General features: G+C 73.5%; 14 protein-coding genes and 2 tRNA genes. 15 read left to right on the top strand and 1 reads right to left on the bottom strand.

Features of this window, described 5'->3' with window-relative positions; all coding sequences use genetic code 11:
• Positions 1-532 precede the first annotated feature (532 nt).
• The 6 genes from dnaN to ACI8AF_RS09470 all read left to right on the top strand — a co-directional run bounded on the left by dnaN (position 533) and on the right by ACI8AF_RS09470 (position 7233).
• Positions 533-1711 carry a DNA polymerase III subunit beta gene (gene dnaN / locus ACI8AF_RS09495; RefSeq protein WP_456539447.1) on the top strand — a complete coding sequence of 393 codons (1179 nt, stop codon included), beginning with the start codon at positions 533-535 and terminating at the stop codon, positions 1709-1711.
• 135 nt (positions 1712-1846) lie between these two features.
• Positions 1847-2782: a phosphogluconate dehydrogenase (NAD(+)-dependent, decarboxylating) gene (gene gnd, locus ACI8AF_RS09490; protein WP_456539446.1), complete on the top strand. Its 936-nt coding sequence runs from the start codon at positions 1847-1849 to the stop codon at positions 2780-2782.
• A 12-nt stretch (positions 2783-2794) separates the two neighbouring features.
• Positions 2795-3985, top strand: coding sequence for a DNA replication/repair protein RecF (gene recF, locus ACI8AF_RS09485; protein WP_456539445.1), 1191 nt, complete (start codon positions 2795-2797; stop codon positions 3983-3985).
• Positions 3975-4475, top strand: coding sequence for a DciA family protein (locus ACI8AF_RS09480; RefSeq protein ID WP_456539444.1), 501 nt, complete (start codon positions 3975-3977; stop codon positions 4473-4475). The genes recF and ACI8AF_RS09480 overlap by 11 nt, the downstream gene beginning before the upstream one ends.
• Before the next feature lie 47 nt (positions 4476-4522).
• Positions 4523-5425 (top strand): hypothetical protein, encoded by a 903-nt coding sequence (locus tag ACI8AF_RS09475; protein WP_456539443.1) that lies wholly within the window; start codon positions 4523-4525, stop codon positions 5423-5425.
• Positions 5426-5439: 14 nt separating this feature from the next.
• Complete coding sequence (locus ACI8AF_RS09470) at positions 5440-7233, top strand: ABC transporter ATP-binding protein (RefSeq protein ID WP_456539442.1); 1794 nt, start codon at positions 5440-5442, stop codon at positions 7231-7233.
• Here the strand turns inward: ACI8AF_RS09470 and ACI8AF_RS09465 are convergent.
• Complete coding sequence (locus ACI8AF_RS09465) at positions 7197-8696, bottom strand: SDR family oxidoreductase (protein ID WP_456539441.1); 1500 nt, start codon at positions 8694-8696, stop codon at positions 7197-7199. The genes ACI8AF_RS09470 and ACI8AF_RS09465 overlap by 37 nt on opposite strands.
• Before the next feature lie 59 nt (positions 8697-8755).
• On the opposite strand from ACI8AF_RS09465, the gene ACI8AF_RS09460 reads away from it, so the two are divergent.
• The 9 genes from ACI8AF_RS09460 (at position 8756) to ACI8AF_RS09420 (ending at position 17549) form a co-directional block, all read left to right on the top strand.
• Entirely contained in the window at positions 8756-10156 is a 1401-nt protein-coding gene (locus ACI8AF_RS09460) for an APC family permease (protein ID WP_456539440.1), read from the top strand.
• 246 nt (positions 10157-10402) lie between these two features.
• Positions 10403-12442, top strand: coding sequence for a DNA topoisomerase (ATP-hydrolyzing) subunit B (gene gyrB / locus ACI8AF_RS09455; RefSeq protein ID WP_456539439.1), 2040 nt, complete (start codon positions 10403-10405; stop codon positions 12440-12442).
• A gap of 104 nt (positions 12443-12546) precedes the next feature.
• The gene (gene gyrA, locus ACI8AF_RS09450; protein WP_456539438.1) at positions 12547-15015 is read left to right on the top strand and encodes a DNA gyrase subunit A; all 2469 of its coding nucleotides are present in this window, start codon (positions 12547-12549) and stop codon (positions 15013-15015) included.
• 162 nt (positions 15016-15177) lie between these two features.
• Positions 15178-15831, top strand: a complete 654-nt coding sequence (locus ACI8AF_RS09445; RefSeq protein ID WP_456539437.1) for a DUF3566 domain-containing protein — start codon at positions 15178-15180, stop codon at positions 15829-15831.
• Between the two features lie 52 nt (positions 15832-15883).
• Positions 15884-15957, top strand: a tRNA-Ile gene (locus ACI8AF_RS09440).
• A gap of 40 nt (positions 15958-15997) precedes the next feature.
• Positions 15998-16141 carry a DLW-39 family protein gene (locus tag ACI8AF_RS09435; protein WP_456539436.1) on the top strand — a complete coding sequence of 48 codons (144 nt, stop codon included), beginning with the start codon at positions 15998-16000 and terminating at the stop codon, positions 16139-16141.
• Positions 16142-16165: 24 nt separating this feature from the next.
• Positions 16166-16238: transfer RNA gene (locus ACI8AF_RS09430), tRNA-Ala, on the top strand.
• Between the two features lie 67 nt (positions 16239-16305).
• Positions 16306-17019: a phosphatase PAP2 family protein gene (locus tag ACI8AF_RS09425; RefSeq protein ID WP_456539435.1), complete on the top strand. Its 714-nt coding sequence runs from the start codon at positions 16306-16308 to the stop codon at positions 17017-17019.
• Positions 17016-17549 (top strand): peptidylprolyl isomerase, encoded by a 534-nt coding sequence (locus ACI8AF_RS09420; RefSeq protein WP_456539434.1) that lies wholly within the window; start codon positions 17016-17018, stop codon positions 17547-17549. Before ACI8AF_RS09425 ends, ACI8AF_RS09420 begins: the two co-directional genes overlap by 4 nt.
• The last annotated feature ends 24 nt before the right edge of the window (positions 17550-17573 follow it).

Raw genomic sequence — 17573 nt, 5'->3', positions numbered from 1 at the left:
GGCCGCCCGACCCTTGCGGCCGGGTACCCGGCCGTACTCGACCCCTCGTGTAACTACACGCGTGTCACCTGCAGGTTCACCGATCTGAGCAGAGGTCCGTCATCGCGCCGGGGAGGCCTGCGGACGGACTGGGGACCGACCGGGGGCGCAGCAGGGGACAGCCCGTGGACGACGGGGGTGCCGTGTGCACGGCCGTCGAGTTGTCCACGTGTCGACACAGGCGCGCCGCCGGCCGCCCACAGCGCACCAACATGTCGACTTCTGGGCCGACCTGCACGAACGGCCGTCGTCCCCAGGATCCACACCGGTGATGACGAGGATGAAGGAGATGTCCCGGAGAATTCTCGAACCCCAGTCTGGGTGGGGACGCTGCTCTGGGAGGGGCCTCCAGGGGGCACGGTTTCCACTGGAGCAGCCGCACCAGGCACGATGAGCACGACGGGGGAGCAACGCACAGGAGCACGGGAGATCCCGCGGAGGGTGGGGACGACGACGTCCTCGCCCCCCGGGAAGAGCTGGGGTGGGTCGAGACATGAAGTTCCGGGTGGCACGAGAGGTGCTCGCCGACGCCGTCGCCTGGACGGCGCGCAGCCTTCCGCCGCGACCGTCGGTACCGGTCCTCGCCGGCATCCTGCTGGAGGTCGACGGCAACCAGCTCTCCGTCTCCGGCTTCGACTACGAGGTCTCCGCGCGCGCGGAGGTCGACGTGCACGCCACCGAGGGCGGGCGCGCGCTCGTCCCCGGCCGGCTGCTCGCCGAGATCACCCGGGCGCTGCCGCCGCACCCGGTCGAGATCACCGCCGAGGGCGCGCGCCTCGCCATCGCCTGCAGCAACGCGCGCTTCAGCCTGCCGACGCTGCCGGTCGAGGACTACCCGTCCCTGCCGTCGATGCCGTCGTCGGCGGGCGTCGTCGACAGCGACGTCTTCGCCGAGGCGGTCGGCCAGGTCGCCGTCGCCGCCGGCCGCGACGACACCCTGCCGATGCTCACCGGCGTCCGGCTGGAGATCGAGGACGACCGGATCACCCTGGCCGCCACCGACCGCTACCGCCTCGCGGTCCGCGAGTTCGCCTGGCGGCCGGAGACCCCGGGGACGTCGGCCGCCGTCCTCGTCCCGGCGCGCACCCTGGCCGACGCCGCCAAGACGCTGACCAGCGGCCCGGAGATCGTGGTGTCGCTGTCCTCGGGCGGCTCGGGCGAGGGCATCCTCGGTCTCTCCGGCAAGGACCGGCAGACCACCACCCGGCTGCTGGACGCCGAGTTCGTCAAGTACCGGGCGATCATGCCGAGCGAGTCGAGCGCGCACGCGGTGCTGCCGGTCGGGCTGTTCACCGACGCGGCCAAGCGCGTCGCCCTGGTCGCCGAGCGCGGCACCCCGCTGCGCTGCGAGTTCACCCCCGGCCAGGTCACCCTGCGCGCCGGCGGCACCGACGACGAGGGCCAGGCCGAGGAGCGCTGCGACGTCGAGTTCGAGGGCGACCCGCTGACGATCGGTTTCAACCCGACGTTCCTGCTCGACGGGCTGGCCTCGGTGCACTCGCCGCGCGCGCGGATGGACTTCACCAGCCCGCTCAAGCCCGCCGTGCTGTCCGGCGTCGACGAGCCGGCCACCGACGACGAGGGCAGCGGGTCCGAGGGTGCGCCCGCGCGTCCGGCCGAGCGCGCCGGCTCCTACCGCTACCTGATCATGCCGGTGCGCCTGCCGGGCTGATGAAGGACCCTCCTGCCCCCCACCGCTCGCAGGCTCGCGGCGGGACCCTGCAGGAGGGCCGAGGTGTCGGGGCGCGGCCGCCCGGGCACCGCGACCGCTGGGAACTCCGCAGTTCGTTCGAGAGGGGACTTCGCCGTGCAGCTGGGGCTGGTCGGTCTGGGCAAGATGGGCGGCAACATGGCCGAGCGGATCCGCCGCGCCGGTCACGAGGTGGTGGGCTACGACAGGTCCTCGCCCAAGCGGGACGTGACCAGCCTGCAGGAGCTGGTCGACGCGCTGCAGGCGCCGCGGGTGGTGTGGGTGATGGTGCCCGCGGGCGATCCCACCCGCTCCGTCGTCCGCGAGCTCGGCGAGCTGCTCAGCGCCGGGGACGTCGTCGTCGACGGCGGGAACTCCCGGTGGACCGACGACGAGGTGCACGCCGAGGCGCTCGGCGCCAAGGGCATCGGCTACCTCGACTGCGGCGTCTCCGGCGGTGTCTGGGGCCTGCACAACGGCTACGCGCTCATGGTCGGCGGCGACAAGGAGCACGTCGCGACCGTGCAGCCGATCTTCGACGCGCTCAAGCCGCCGTCCCCCGGCACCGACGAGTCCGGGCAGGAGCTGCCGGCCGCGGGCTTCGTGCACGCGGGCCGCGCCGGCGCGGGCCACTTCTCGAAGATGGTCCACAACGGCATCGAGTACGCGATGATGCAGGCCTACGGCGAGGGCTACGAGCTGCTCGAGGCCGCCGAGCTCGTCGACGACGTGCCCGGCGTGGTCGCGTCGTGGACGCAGGGGACCGTCATCCGCTCCTGGCTGCTCGACCTGCTGGTCCGGGCGCTCGACGAGGACCCCACGCTGGAGCGCATCCGCGGCTACGCCGAGGACTCCGGCGAGGGCCGGTGGACGGTCGAGGCGGCCATCGACCACGCCGTCCCGATGCCGGCGATCGCCGCGTCGCTCTTCGCCCGGTTCGTCTCGCGCCAGGAGGACTCCCCGACCATGAAGGCCGTCGCGGCGCTGCGCAACCAGTTCGGCGGGCACGCCGTCCGCGCGGTGGCGGCGCAGGAGGCCGAGCGCCCCGCGTGAGCGGGTACTGAGGTGTACGTCCGGCACCTGCAGCTCGCCTCGTTCCGCAACTGGGAACGGGTCGACCTCGCGCTGCGCCCGGGCCCGACGGTGCTCGTCGGGCGCAACGGCGAGGGGAAGACCAACCTGGTCGAGGCGGTCGGCTACCTGGCCACGCTGAGCAGCCACCGGGTGTCCACCGACGCGCCGCTGGTGCGCACCGGCGATCCGCAGGCGGTGGTGCGCGCGGCGCTGCGGCGCGGCGACCGGGAGCTCCTGGTGGAGATCGAGGTCAACCCGGGGCGGGCCAACCGGGTGCGGGTCAACCGCGCGCCGCTGCCCCGGCCGCGGGAGCTGATCGGCGTGGTCAAGACCGTGCTGTTCGCCCCCGAGGACCTCGCGCTGGTCCGCGGCGACCCCACGGAGCGGCGCCGGTTCCTCGACGAGCTGCTGGTCAGCCGCACCCCGCGGCTGGCGGGCGTGCGGGGCGACTACGACCGCGTGCTCAAGCAGCGCAACGCGCTGCTCAAGACCGCCCGTCTCGCCCGCGGCGACGCGCTCGCCACCCTCGACGTCTGGAACGGCCACCTCGTCGACCTCGGCAGCCAGCTGCTGGCGGCCCGCCTGGGGCTGATCGCCGACCTCGCCCCGCACGTGGCCGAGGCCTACGCGGCGGTGGCGGGGGCCGGCGCGGCCCCGGCCGGGCTCGGCTACTCGAGCACCGTGCCGCTCGCCGGGGACGGCGGCGCCCTGGCGCCGGGGGCGGCGCTGCCGACGGCGGCCGAGCTGGCCGCGGCCCTGCGCGAGCGGGTGGAGGAGCGGCGCCGCGACGAGGTCGACCGCGGCATGACGCTGGTCGGGCCGCACCGCGACGACCTGGTCATCCACCTCGGCGGCACGCCGGCCAAGGGCTTCGCCAGCCACGGGGAGTCGTGGTCGCTGGCGCTGGCCCTCAAGCTGGCCACGTTCGCCCTCTTCCGGGCCGACGGCGAGGAGCCGATCCTGGTCCTGGACGACGTCTTCGCCACGCTGGACGCCGATCGCCGGGCCGCGCTGGCGGCGGTGGCCCGGTCGGCCGAGCAGACGCTGATCACCGCCGCCGTGCTGGAGGACGTGCCCGTGGAGCTGCGCGGTGCGGTGGTGCTGGTGGCCGGGGGGACGGCGACGCCGCTGGACGAGGCGGCAGCGGGAGCCGAGCTGCAGGAGGTGCCCGGTGAGCGATGAGCGGCCGGCGCGGCCGAGCGACATCGCCCGCGCCGCGCTGGAGGCGGCCCGCGCCGCCTCGGCGGCCCGGCCGCAGCCGACCCGCCGGCGGATCGCCGGGCCGCGGCGGGACTGGACCGGGCCGCGGCCCGGCGACGACGACCCCCAGCCGCTGGGCCGGCTGGTGGACAACCTGGTCAGCGCGCAGGACTGGTCCGAGCGGACCAAGGTCGGCACGGTGTTCGGCCGGTGGTCGGCGCTGGTCGGTCCCGACATCGCCGCGCACTGCACCCCGCAGACGCTCACCGACGGCGAGCTGCTGATCCAGGCGGAGTCCACGGCGTGGGCCACCCAGCTGCGGCTGCTCGCGCCGACGATCCTGGGCAAGCTGCGGGCGCAGGTGGGCGGGGACGTCGTGACGAAGTTGCGCGTTGTCGGACCGACGGCGCCCAGCTGGAAGAAGGGGCCGCGCTCGGTGCGCGGCCGGGGGCCCCGCGACACGTACGGCTAGGCGGACGGCGGCAGCACCGCCGGCCGTCACAGGAGGACGAGGCAGCGATGAGCAGGGACCGGGACGGCTTCGACGACCGCAGGGACGAGGGCGCCGGCTGGCAGGAGCCGGCGCACCTGGGCGGAGCGGGCGGCGACCAGCCGCCCGCCGACCGCGGCCCGTCGCGGCCCGACGAGCCGGCGGCGTGGGAGCCGCCGGGCTGGTCACTGCCGCCGGCGCAGCGCGACGAGCACCAGCCGAACACCGTCGAGCAGCCGCCCGCGGACCAGCCGCCGCTGCACCAGCCGCCGGTGGGACCGCCCGCCGGCGAGCCGCGGCGGGGCCTCTTCGGCGGGCCGCGGCGGCGCACGTCGGGGGCGGCCGAGCAGGTCTTCGCCTACCAGGGCGACCTGGTCGGCGCGCAGACCTGGGCCGTGCAGCACGGCTGGGCGGTCAGCGACGGCACCGGCCCGCAGGACGCCGTCCTGGCCGAGCTGATCGCCACCGCGCCGGTGCGGCTGACCAAGGACCACCGCCCCGCGGCGGTCGTGCGCGGCCGGGTCGGCACCACCGACCTGGTCGCGTTCGACGTGGTCTTCGAGTCCCGCCGCTACCGGGTGCCCGAGTACGCCGTCACCGCCGCGCCGGTCCTGCTGCCCCTCCCGCGCATGCGGCTGGCCCCGGCCCGGTTCTGGAAGCACGGCACCGGCGGGCTGCTGCAGATCCCGAGCGGCGACGAGGAGTTCGACCTGCGCTGGGTCCTGCTCGCCACGGAGGACAGCCCCGACCTGCGCCGCCTGGTGGGCGATCCGACGCTGCGCGGCCTGCTGCTCGGCAGCGACGACGGCGACGAGTTCTGGACCGCGGCCGGCCACGTCGCGGCCATCCGGCCCGACGGGCACCGCCCCTCGCTGATCGAGCACCACGCCCGGCTGCTGGGCGCGGTGCTCGCCGCGCTGGCCGGCAGCTAGCCCGGCCGCCGGCGGTGGGCACCGACGCCGCGCCGGAGGCGGCCGCGGCCGAGGTGGCCACCGCCCGGCCGCGCGACCTGCTCCCCCTGCTGCGCCCGCACCGGCGGGCCCTCGTGCTCGCCGCGGTCCTCAGCCTGGTGGGCGGCCTCGCGGCCCTGGCCCAGCCGGTCCTCATCGCGCGGGTCATCGACGCCGTCGGCCGTGGGGAGGGGCTGCTGCTCCCGGTCGTCGTCCTGCTCGTCGTGCTGGTCGCCGCCGCGCTGCTCGGCGCGGCCCAGCAGTTCCTGCTCCAGCGGACGGCGGAGGGCGTCGTCCTCACCACCCGCCGGACGCTGACCGACCGGCTGCTGCGGCTGCCGGTCGCCGAGTACGACCGCCGGCGCACCGGCGACCTGATGTCCCGCGTCGGCGCCGACACCACGCTGCTGCGCGCGACCGTCACCTCCGGGGTGGTCGAGGTGGCCGGCTCGGCGGTCGTCGGCCTCGGCTCGCTGGTCGCGATGGCACTGGTCGACGTCCGGCTGCTGGTGGTCACCGTGGTCGCGGTCGCCGTGGGGGCGGGGGTCGCGGTCACCGCCTCGCGCGGGGCGCGCCGGCTGTCGCGGCAGGCGCAGGAGGCGGTCGGCGCGATGACGGCCGCGGTCGAGCGGGCGCTGTCGGCGGTGCGGACCATCCGGGCCAGCGGCGCCACCGCCCGCGAGGTGGCCGTGGTCGACCGGAGCGCCACCCGGGCGTACGCGGCCGGCGTCCGGCTGGCGCGGCTGGAGGCGCTGATCGCCCCGGCCGGCGCGATCGCCGTCCAGGGCGCGTTCCTCGCCGTCCTCGGCGTGGGCGGCTACCGGGTGGCCACCGGCTCGATCGGCGTGGCCGACCTGGTCGCGTTCATCCTGTACCTGTTCCTGCTGGTCATCCCGCTGGGCCAGGCGATCGGCGCGTGGACGCAGATCCAGACCGGGCTGGGGGCGCTGGGCCGGATCCGCGAGGTGCTCGCCCTCGAGCCCGAGCACGACGAGCGCCCCGAGCGCGGGGCGGCGACCGTGCTGCCCCGCGCGCCCGAGCCGGGGACGGCGGTCCCGCTGCTGGAGTTGGACGACGTCTCGTTCGCCTACCCCGACGGCACCGCCGTGCTGCACGGCCTGTCCCTGTCGGTGCCCGCCGGCAGCCGCGTCGCGCTCGTGGGCCCGAGCGGCGCGGGCAAGTCCACGGTGCTCGCGCTGATCGAGGGGTTCTACCCGCTCACCGGCGGGGCGATCCGGTGGACGGGCACCGACGTCCGCGACCTGCCGCGCGCCGCGCTGCGCGGCCGGCTCGGGTACGTCGAGCAGGAGGCCCCGGTCCTGGCCGGCACGGTGCGGGAGAACCTGCTGCTCGCCGCGCCGGACGCCGGGGACGACGAGCTGTGGGCGGTGCTGGCCGACGTCGGGCTGACCGGCATCGTCCAGCGCTCACCCCGCGGCCTCGACGTCCCGGTCGGGGACGACGGCGTGCTGCTCTCCGGCGGCGAGCGGCAGCGGCTGGCCATCGCTCGGTCGCTGCTGGCCCGGCCGGCGCTGCTGCTGCTCGACGAGCCGACCGCCAGCCTCGACGCCCGCAACGAGCAGCTGCTGCGCGACACCCTCGCCGCCGCGGCCGCCGCGGCCGCCGACCACTCGCTGCTGGTGGTCGCGCACCGGCTGTCCACGGTGCTCGACAGCGACCAGATCGTCGTCCTCGACGCCGGGCGGGCCGTGGCCCGCGGCACGCACGCCGAGCTGGTCGAGACCAGCCCCCTCTACCGCGAGCTCGCCGCGGCCCAGCTGCTCGTGTGAGCCTCGGCGGTCCGTGCGATGCCGCGGACCATGCCGCCGAACACGATGCCGTGGAACGGGGCGACGGCCCACCAGTAGAGGTGGCCCAGCAGGCCGCGCGGGTGGAACGTCGCCTTCTGCCGCAGCCGGCCGTGTTCCACGTGGAACTCCAGCCAGGCGAGGCCGGGCAGCCGCATCTCCGCCCGCAGCCGCAGCAGCCGCCCCTCCTCCACCTCCTCGACCCGCCAGAAGTCCAGGGCGTCCCCGACGTAGAGGTTCTCCGGGTCGCGCCGTCCCCGGCGCAGGCCGACGCCGCCGACCAGCCGGTCCAGCCACCCGCGCACCCGCCAGGCGAGCGGGAAGGAGTACCAGCCGGTCTCCCCGCCGATGCCCTCCACCACGCGCCAGAGCGCCTCGGGCGACGCCGTCGTCCCGCGCACCCGCTCGTCGACGTACAGGCTGCCGCCGGCCCAGTCGGGATCGGTGGGGAGCGGGTCCGACGGCGCACCGGGGACCGAGGCCGACGACCACCGGGTGGCGACGGTGGCCTCCTTGACCCGCTGCAGCGCCAGCGCCACCGCCCGGTCGAAGCCCAGCAGGCCCCCCGGCGGGTCGGGGACCCACCGGGCGATGTCGTGCTCGCCGCAGACGACGGTGTTGCGCAGCGACTCGACGAGGGGCCGGGCGATCGACGCCGGGACGGGCGTGATCAGGCCGACCCAGTGGCTGGACAGCGACGGCGTCAGCACGGGCACCCGGAGGATCCGCCGGCGGCGGAGGCCGGCCACCTGCGCGTACCGCTGCATCATCTCCTCGTAGGTCATGACGTCGGGGCCGCCGATGTCGAAGCAGCGGTGCACCTCCGGCGGCAGCGTCGCGCAGCCGACCAGGTAGCGCAGCACGTCGCGGACGGCGATCGGCTGGATCCGGCTGCGCACCCAGCTGGGCGTCACCATCGCCGGCAGCCGCTCGGTCAGGTACCGCAGCATCTCGAACGACGCCGACCCCGACCCGAGCACGACCGCCGCCCGCAGCACGACGGTGGGGACGCCGGACCCGAGCAGGATCTCCGCGACCTCCCCGCGCGAGCGCAGGTGCGGCGAGAGCTCCTCCCCCTCGGGCTGCAGCCCGCCGAGGTACACCAGCCGGCTCACCCCGGCCGCGCCTGCCGCCCCGGCCACCACGCGGGCGGTGCGCCGGTCGGTCTCCTCGAACGCCGGCCCGCTCCCCAGCGCGTGGATCAGGTAGTAGACGACGTCGACCCCGGCGCAGGCGGCGGCCACCCCCTCGGCGTCGGCGGCATCGGCGCGCGCGACCTCCACCTGCCCGGCCCAGGGGTGGTCGCGCAACCGCTCGGGTGAGCGGCTGAGCACCCGGACGCGGTGGCCGGCGGCGAGCAGCTCGGGCACCAGGCGCCCGCCGATGTAGCCGGTCGCGCCCGTCACCAGGCAGGTCAGGGGTGCGGTAGTCCCGGGCTCGTCCACCCCCCGAGTGTCCGCCCGCTCGAGTCGCGACCACCTCCCGGCAGCACCATGATCGCGCCATGGCGGAGACCTCCACCGACGAACGGGCCGGCGCCGGCGGTCAGCCGGGCCTGCGGCGGGTCATGGGACCCGGCCTGCTGCTGCTCTTCGTCGTCGGCGACGTGCTGGGCACCGGCATCTACGCGCTGACCGGCACCGTCGCCGCGGAGGTCGGCGGGGTCGTGTGGCTGCCGTTCCTGATCGCGTTCCTCGTCGCGCTGATCACCGCGTTCAGCTACCTCGAGCTGGTCACCAAGTACCCCCGGGCAGCGGGCGCCGCGCTCTACACGCACAAGGCGTTCGGCGTGCACTTCCTGACCTTCATCGTCGCCTTCGCGGTGATGAGCTCGGGCATCACCTCGGCGTCCACCGCCGCCCGGGCGTTCAGCGCCAACTTCGCCGAGGTCTTCGACCTCGGGCTCGGCGAGGGCGTCGGCATCACGCTGGTCGGCCTCGGCTTCATGACCCTGGTCGCGCTGGTCAACCTGCGCGGCGTCGGCGAGAGCGTGAAGACCAACGTCGTCCTCACCTGCGTGGAGCTCTCCGGCCTGCTGATCGTCATCGGCGTGGGCCTGTGGGCGCTCGGCTTCGGCGAGGGCGACTTCGGCCGGGTCACCGACTTCGACACCGGCGACAGGTCCGTGTTCGCGGGCGTGGTCGCCGCGACCGGCCTGGCGTTCTTCGCGATGGTCGGCTTCGAGGACTCGGTCAACATGGCCGAGGAGTGCAAGGAGCCGCGGCGGATCTTCCCCAAGGTGCTGCTCACCGGACTGCTGCTCACCGGCCTGATCTACGTGCTGGTCTCCATCTCGGCGATCGCGCTCGTGCCGCCGGACCGGCTCAGCGAGGGCGACACCCCGCTGCTGCAGGTCGTCGAGGCGGGCGCCCCCGGCTTCCCGCTGGGCCTGTTCGGCGTCATCACGATGTTCGCCGTCGCCAACACCGCGCTGATCAACATGCTCATGGCCAGCCGGCTGGTCTACGGGCTCTCCCGCGAGGGCGTGCTGCCCGCGTTCCTCGGCCGCGTGCACCCGCGCCGGCGCACCCCGTGGCCGGCGATCCTGTTCACCACGGCGCTGGCGTTCGGCCTCATCACCTTCGTCGGCCAGGTGCCGGCGCTGGGGGGCACCACCGCGCTGCTGCTGCTCTGCGTCTTCACCGTCGTCAACGTCGCGGTGCTGGTGCTGCGCCGCGACCACGTGGACGGCGACCACTTCCGCACGCCGACCGTGCTGCCGGTCGTCGGGACGCTCGCCTGCGGTTTCCTCGCCACGCCCTGGGCGGGGCGGCCGGCCGAGCAGTACCGGATCGCCGGCATCCTGCTGGGTATCGGCGTCGTCCTGTGGGTCGTCACCGTGCTCGCGAACCGGTCGCAGGGCCGCTCGGCCGCCCGGCTGGACCCGACCCGGCTCTCCGACTGAGCCGCCCGCCCGGGCGAGCGCCCCGGGGACGGCGTGTCACCCCCGGGGGCTGCACCGGTGGTGGCTGGCGAGTCGTTTGTGGCGCAGATGCCGTCTGAGGGCGTGGACGACGGCATTCCTGTCAGTGGGGCAGGTAGACTGGACGACGGAAACCCCCAGCAACCGGCTGAGCGCCGTTCTGCGCCCTCCGTGCCCTTCAGCGTCGACGGGCCCGCGCGCGCCGGTTGCGCGAGAGAAAGGCCCCTCGTGGTCGCTCGACCCAAGACCGACAACTCGTACTCCGGCAGCTCCATCACCGTCCTCGAGGGGCTCGAGGCGGTGCGCAAGCGCCCCGGCATGTACATCGGCTCCACCGGCGAGCGCGGCCTGCACCACATGGTGTGGGAGGTCGTGGACAACGCCGTGGACGAGGCGCTCGCCGGCTACTGCGACACCGTCAAGGTGACGCTCCTGGCCGACGGCGGCGTCCGGGTCGAGGACAACGGCCGTGGCATCCCGGTCGACATGCACCCGGTCGAGAAGCGCCCGACCGTCGAGGTGATCATGACCGTCCTGCACGCGGGCGGGAAGTTCGACGGCAAGAGCTACGGCGTCTCCGGTGGCCTGCACGGCGTCGGCGTCACCGTCGTCAACGCGCTGTCGACCCGGCTCGACGTCCGCGTGTGGACGCACGGCAAGGAGTGGCACCAGTCCTACGACCACGCCAAGCCGGGTCCGCTGGAGGAGGTCGGCCCGACGAAGAAGCGCGGCACGGCGATCACCTTCTGGGCCGACGGCGACATCTTCGAGACGACGCACTACTCGTTCGACACCATCAGCCGGCGGCTGCAGGAGATGGCCTTTCTCAACAAGGGCCTGAAGATCGTCCTGCGCGACGAGCGGCCGGGCCAGGGCAAGGCCGAGACCGGCCTGGCCGACGAGATCTCGGTCGCCGAGGTGGCGCCGGCGCCGGGCACCGAGCCCGAGGCGTTCGAGGCCACCGAGGTCACGTACCACTACGAGGGCGGGCTCATCGACTACGTGGGCCACATCAACGCGAAGAAGAGCCCGATCCACAAGTCGGTGATCAGCTTCTCCGCCGAGGGCACCGGCAAGAACGACATGCGCATGTCGGTCGACGTCGCGATGCAGTGGTCCGAGGCGTACTCCGAGTCGGTCTACACCTTCGCCAACGTCATCAACACGCACGAGGGCGGCACGCACGAGGAGGGCTTCCGCGCGGCGCTGACCTCCATCGTGAACCGGTACGCGGTCGAGAAGAAGCTCCTCAAGGACAAGGCCGAGGACAAGCTCACCGGCGAGGACATCCGCGAGGGCCTCGCCGCGATCGTCTCGGTGAAGATCGGCGACCCGCAGTTCGAGGGCCAGACGAAGACCAAGCTCGGCAACACCGAGGTCAAGGGCTTCGTGCAGCGGATCTGCAACGAGCAGATCGGGCACTGGTTCGAGGCCAACCCGTCCGAGGCCAAGACGATCATCACCAAGGCGAGCTCGGCGGCCCGCGCCCGCCGCGCGGCGCAGGACGCCCGCAAGCTCGCCCGCAAGAACGTCCTCAACAACAACTCGCTGCCGGGCAAGCTGGCCGACTGCCGCTCGACCGACCCGCGCAACTCCGAGATCTACATCGTCGAGGGCGACTCGGCCGGCGGTTCGGCGAAATCCGGCCGCGACTCGATGTTCCAGGCGATCCTGCCGATCCGCGGCAAGATCATCAACGTCGAGAAGGCGCGGATCGACCGGGTCCTCAAGAACACCGAGGTCCAGTCGATGATCACCGCGTTCGGCACCGGCATCCACGACGAGTTCGACCTGTCGAAGCTGCGCTACCACAAGATCGTGCTCATGGCCGACGCCGACGTCGACGGCCAGCACATCCGCACGCTGCTGCTCACCCTGCTGTTCCGGTTCATGCGGCCGCTGGTCGAGGCCGGGCACGTCTACCTGGCCCAGCCGCCGCTGTACAAGATCAAGTGGGGCGGCAAGATCGGCGACGAGTACGTCTACACCGACAAGGAGCGCGACGCCGTCCTCAAGGCCGGCGCCGAGGCCGGGCGCAAGCTGCCCAAGGACGACGCGATCCAGCGGTTCAAGGGTCTCGGCGAGATGAACGCGACCGAGCTGTGGGAGACCACGATGAACCCCGAGACGCGGATCCTGCTCCAGGTCACCCTCGAGGACGCCGCCACCGCCGACGAGCTGTTCAGCGTGCTCATGGGCGAGGACGTCGAGGCCCGCCGCAGCTTCATCACCCGCAACGCCAAGGACGTCCGCTTCCTGGACGTCTGATCGAGGAGCCCCTCGCCCCCCACGCCTCGCTCCGCTGGGCGTGGGCCCCTGCGAGGGGGCCGACCCGACGTCGCCATCGCACTGGACCTTGAGGACTTGAAACCGTGACGGAGACTCCCTTCCGCGACCGCGTCGAGCCGGTCGACCTCCAGCAGGAGATGCAGCGCAGCTACATCGACTACGCGATGAGCGTGATCGTGGGCCGCGCCCTGCCGGAGGTCCGCGACGGGCTCAAGCCGGTGCACCGGCGGGTGCTGTTCGCGATGTACGACCAGGGCTTCCGCCCCGACCGCGGTTACGTCAAGTGCGCCCGCGTCGTCGGTGAGGTCATGGGTAACTACCACCCGCACGGCGACTCGGCGATCTACGACGCCCTCGTGCGGCTGGCCCAGCCCTGGGCGATGCGCTACCCGCTGATCGACGGCCAGGGCAACTTCGGCTCCCCGGGCAACGACCCGGCCGCGGCCATGCGCTACACCGAGGCCCGGCTGACCCCGCTGGCCATGGAGATGATGGCCGGCATCGACGAGGAGACCGTCGACTTCCAGCCCAACTACGACGGCAAGAACCAGGAGCCGCTGGTCCTGCCCTCGCGCATCCCCAACCTGCTGATCAACGGCTCGGCGGGCATCGCGGTCGGCATGGCGACCAACATGCCGCCGCACAACCTGCGCGAGGTCGCCGAGGCCGTCTACTGGATGCTCGACCACCCGGAGGCCGAGCCGGAGGAGGCGCTCACCGCCTGCATGGCCCGCATCCAGGGGCCGGACTTCCCGACCTACGGCCTGATCGTCGGCCGCGAGGGCATCGAGGACGCCTACCGGACCGGCCGCGGCTCGGTCCGCATGCGCGCCGTCGTCACGGTCGAGGAGGACACCCGCGGGCGGGTGCAGCTGGTCGTCACCGAGCTGCCCTACCAGGTCAACCCGGACAACCTGGCCGAGGCGATCGCCGATGCCGTCCGCGACGGCCGGCTGCAGGGCATCAGCGAGATCGCCGACGAGTCCAGCGACCGCGTCGGCCGCCGGCTGGTCATCACCCTGCGCCGCGACGCCGTGGCCAAGGTCGTGCTGAACAACCTCTACAAGCACACCCAGCTGCAGACGACGTTCGGCTGCAACATGCTCTCGATCGTCGACGGTGTCCCGCGGACGCTGCGCCTCGACGAGCTGGTGCGCTACTGGGTGCTGCACCAGATCGAGGTCATCGTCCGGCGCACCCAGTACCGGCTGCGCAAGGCCGAGGAGCGCGCGCACATCCTGCGCGGTCTGGCCAAGGCGCTGGACATGCTCGACGCGGTCATCCAGCTGATCCGCAACGCGGCCTCGGCCGACGCCGCGCGCGGCGGCCTGATGGAGCTGCTCGACATCGACGAGATCCAGGCGACCGCGATCCTGGACATGCAGCTGCGCCGGCTGGCCGCCCTCGAGCGCCAGCGGATCTACGACGAGCTCGCCGAGCTCGAGGCCCGCATCGCCGACCTGCAGGCCATCCTCGCCTCGCCGGAGCGCCAGCGGCAGATCGTCCGCGACGAGCTCAAGGAGATCGTCGACAAGTACGGCGACGAGCGTCGCACCAAGTTCGTGCCGAACGAGGGCGACGTCTCCATGGAGGACCTCATCGCGGAGGAGGAGGTCGTCGTCACCATCACCCGCACCGGCTACGCCAAGCGGACCAAGAGCGACCTCTACCGGTCGCAGCGCCGCGGCGGCAAGGGCGTGATGGGGGCCCAGCTCAAGCAGGACGACATCGTCGACCACTTCTTCGTGGGCTCCACCCACGACTGGATCCTGTTCTTCACGAACAAGGGCCGCGTCTACCGGGCCAAGGCCTACGAGCTGCCCGAGGCCAACCGCACCGCCCGCGGCGCGCACGTGGCGAACATCCTGGCGTTCCAGCCCGACGAGCGGATCGCCCAGGTCATGCAGATCAAGGACTACGGCGTCGCGCCGTACCTGGTCCTCGCCACCGCCAACGGCCAGGTGAAGAAGACCCGGCTGACCGACTTCGACTCCCCGCGCAGCGGCGGCATCATCGCGATCAACCTGCGCGAGGGCGACGAGCTCATCGGCGCCGCGCTGATCGACCCGGAGCAGGACCTGCTGCTGGTCACCAAGAAGGCGATGTCGATCCGGTTCAAGGCCGACGACACGACGCTGCGGCCCATGGGCCGGGCCACCGAGGGCGTCCGCGGCATCTCGCTGTCCGACGACGACGCGCTGCTGTCGATGATCGTGGTCGAGGAGGGCGTCGACGTCCTGGTGGCCACCGAGCGCGGCTTCGCCAAGCGGACCGGGATCGAGAACTACCCGGCCCAGGGCCGCGGCGGCAAGGGCGTGCTCACCGCCGACCCCAAGGCGCGCAAGGGCAACCTGGTCGGCGCGCTGGCCGTCACCCTCGGCGACGAGCTCTACGCGATCACCTCGGGCGGCGGCGTGATCCGGACGCCGGTCAACGGCGTGCGCCACAACAAGGACCGCGCCACGATGGGTGTCAAGCTCATGAACTTGCCGGAGGACGTGAGCATCGTGGCCATCGCTCGTACCACGGACAATGACGAGGCCTCAGCCTAGGGTGAGCGTTGACAGGCGAGGGTCCGGCTCCGCGTCGTAACCTGCGATGGACGGACCGCGTCCTGTCGAACCACGGACCTGACCGCTCCCCGGGTGCTGCTCGGCACCCGGCGGACCGGTCGACAGCGAGCGGCGCGCGGCGCCGGGGGACGGGAGACTGGGATGAGCGACCGGCAGGGCTCGGTGCGCACGCAGGACGCCGCCGGCGACCCGGCCGCCGCGTCGGTCTCGACCACGCAGGCGATCCCCACCACCGGGAGCCAGCGTGCCCAGGCCGCCGGCGTCCCGGCCGGCGGCGCCGTGCCCCCGGCGACCGGCGCGTCCCCCGCGGTCGCGCCGGTCGCTGCTCCCGCCGGTGCCCCCGTCGCACCGGCGGGGGCCCCCGCCGGTGCCGTGGCGGCGCCGGCCGGCGGCAAGAAGCCCGGCCGGCCGGGCAAGGCCTCCGGTCGCGGCCCGCGGCGGGCCCGGCTGCAGCTGCGGCACGTCGACATCTGGTCGGCCTTCAAGATCTCGCTGGTGCTGTCGATCGCCCTGTTCTTCATCTGGATGGTGGCCGTCGGGATCCTCTACGGCGTCCTCTCCGGGCTGGGCGTCTTCGACACCCTCAACGACCTCTTCGGCCAGCTCGGCAGCGCCTCGGGCGGCGACGGCGGCAGCGAGGTCATCACCCCGGGCATCGTCTTCGGCGGCGCGGCGGTCATCGGCGCGATCAACGTCGTCCTCATGACCGCGCTGTGCACCGTCGGCACCTTCATCTACAACCTCTGCTCCGACCTGGTCGGCGGCCTCGAGCTGACCCTGTCCGAGCGGGACTAGGACCCCGGCGCCCGGCCCCGTCCTGAGGCCGGGTAAACTGTTCGAGGTTCACGGGCCTGTAGCTCAGGCGGTTAGAGCGCATCCCTGATAAGGATGAGGCCGGAGGTTCAAGTCCTCCCAGGCCCACCCGTGTGCCGGTGGCCCCGGCGCCCCGAGGAGGTAACCCGTGCTGAAGAAGCTGGCCCTCGCGGCGGCCGTCGCCGGCGCGATCACCGCGATCCGCAAGCGCTCCGCCGGCAAGGCGGAGGCCGACCTGTGGCACGAGGCCACCAGCGGCCCCGGCGCGGTCAGCACCCCCACCGTGCGCTAGACCCCACACCTCCGGGTCACCCCCGGGGACGTAGCTCAATTGGCAGAGCACCGCCTTTGCAAGGCGGGGGTTAGGGGTTCGATTCCCCTCGTCTCCACCCCTCCCCGATCGGGGACGAGCCGGTCCGAGCGGCGCGCGACCCGCATCGGCGGCACCCTCCGGTCATGACCGACGTCCGCCCTCCCCGGACGGTCCTGGCGCCGGTCCGGCCCGGTGCGGTGACCGTCGGCCTCCTGCTGACCCTGCTCGTGCTGCTCGCCGGCACCCTCGGCGCCGGGTGGCTGCTGACGCGGGCGCAGGAGGGCGATCGGTTCGAGCGGTTCGACGACGGCCTGGTCCGCTGGCTGGCCGGGCACCGGACGGCCGCCCTGGACGCCGCCTCCGGTCCGGTCGCCGAGCTGGGCGACACGACCGTGGTGGTCGCGGTGGCCGCCGTCGTCGCCGTGGCCGCCGGGGTCGCCTGGCGCTGCTGGCGGCCGGTCGTCGTCCTCACCGTCGCGCTGTGCGGCGAGCTGGCGGTCTTCCTGACCACGACGGCGCTCGTCGACCGCCCGCGGCCGGAGGTGCCGCACCTGGACGGGCAGCTGCCGCCGACGTCCAGCTTCCCGTCCGGTCACACCGCGGCCGCGATCTGCCTCTACGGCGCGGTGGCGGCCATCGCGGTCGCGGCGACCGGGGGGCGCCGGCGCCGGTGGGTGGCCGGGCTGGCCGTCCTCGTCGTCGTCTCGGTGGCCGCGGCCCGGCTCTACCGCGGTGCGCACCACCCGACGGACGTCCTCGCCAGCGCGCTGTTCGCCGTCCCGTGGCTGCTCACGGTCCTGCGGCTGCTTCCCCTCCCACCCCGCGCACAGCGCGGGGTGGGAGAGTGGGGGACGTGACCGAATCGACTCCCGCGCGCAGCGCCGTCCTGCACACCAACCACGGCGACATCCGCGTGAACCTGTTCCCCGACCACGCGCCGAAGACGGTGGCGAACTTCGCCGACCTGGCGGAGGGCCGCCGGGAGTGGACGCACCCGGAGACGCGGCAGAAGACCACCGAGCCGCTGTACGACGGCACGATCTTCCACCGGATCATCGACGGCTTCATGATCCAGGGCGGCGACCCGCTCGGTCAGGGCTACGGCGGTCCGGGCTACCAGTTCAAGGACGAGTTCCACCCCGAGCTGCAGTTCGACCGGCCGTACCTGCTCGCCATGGCCAACGCCGGCCCCGGCACCAACGGCTCGCAGTTCTTCATCACCGTCGGCAAGACCCCGCACCTGAACATGCGGCACACCATCTTCGGCGAGGTCGCCGACCAGGAGAGCCGCGACGTCGTCGACCGCATCTCCAAGGTGTCGACCGGCCGCAACGACCGCCCGGTCGAGGACGTCGTGATCCAGTCGGTCGAGGTGCAGCGGAGCTGAGCGAGCCCCAGCCGGCCCCGCCGA

It is taken from the genome of Blastococcus sp. SYSU D00669, from assembly GCF_054050715.1.
Note: the sequence above shows the minus strand (reverse complement) of the source record. Positions and strands in the feature narration are given on the sequence as shown.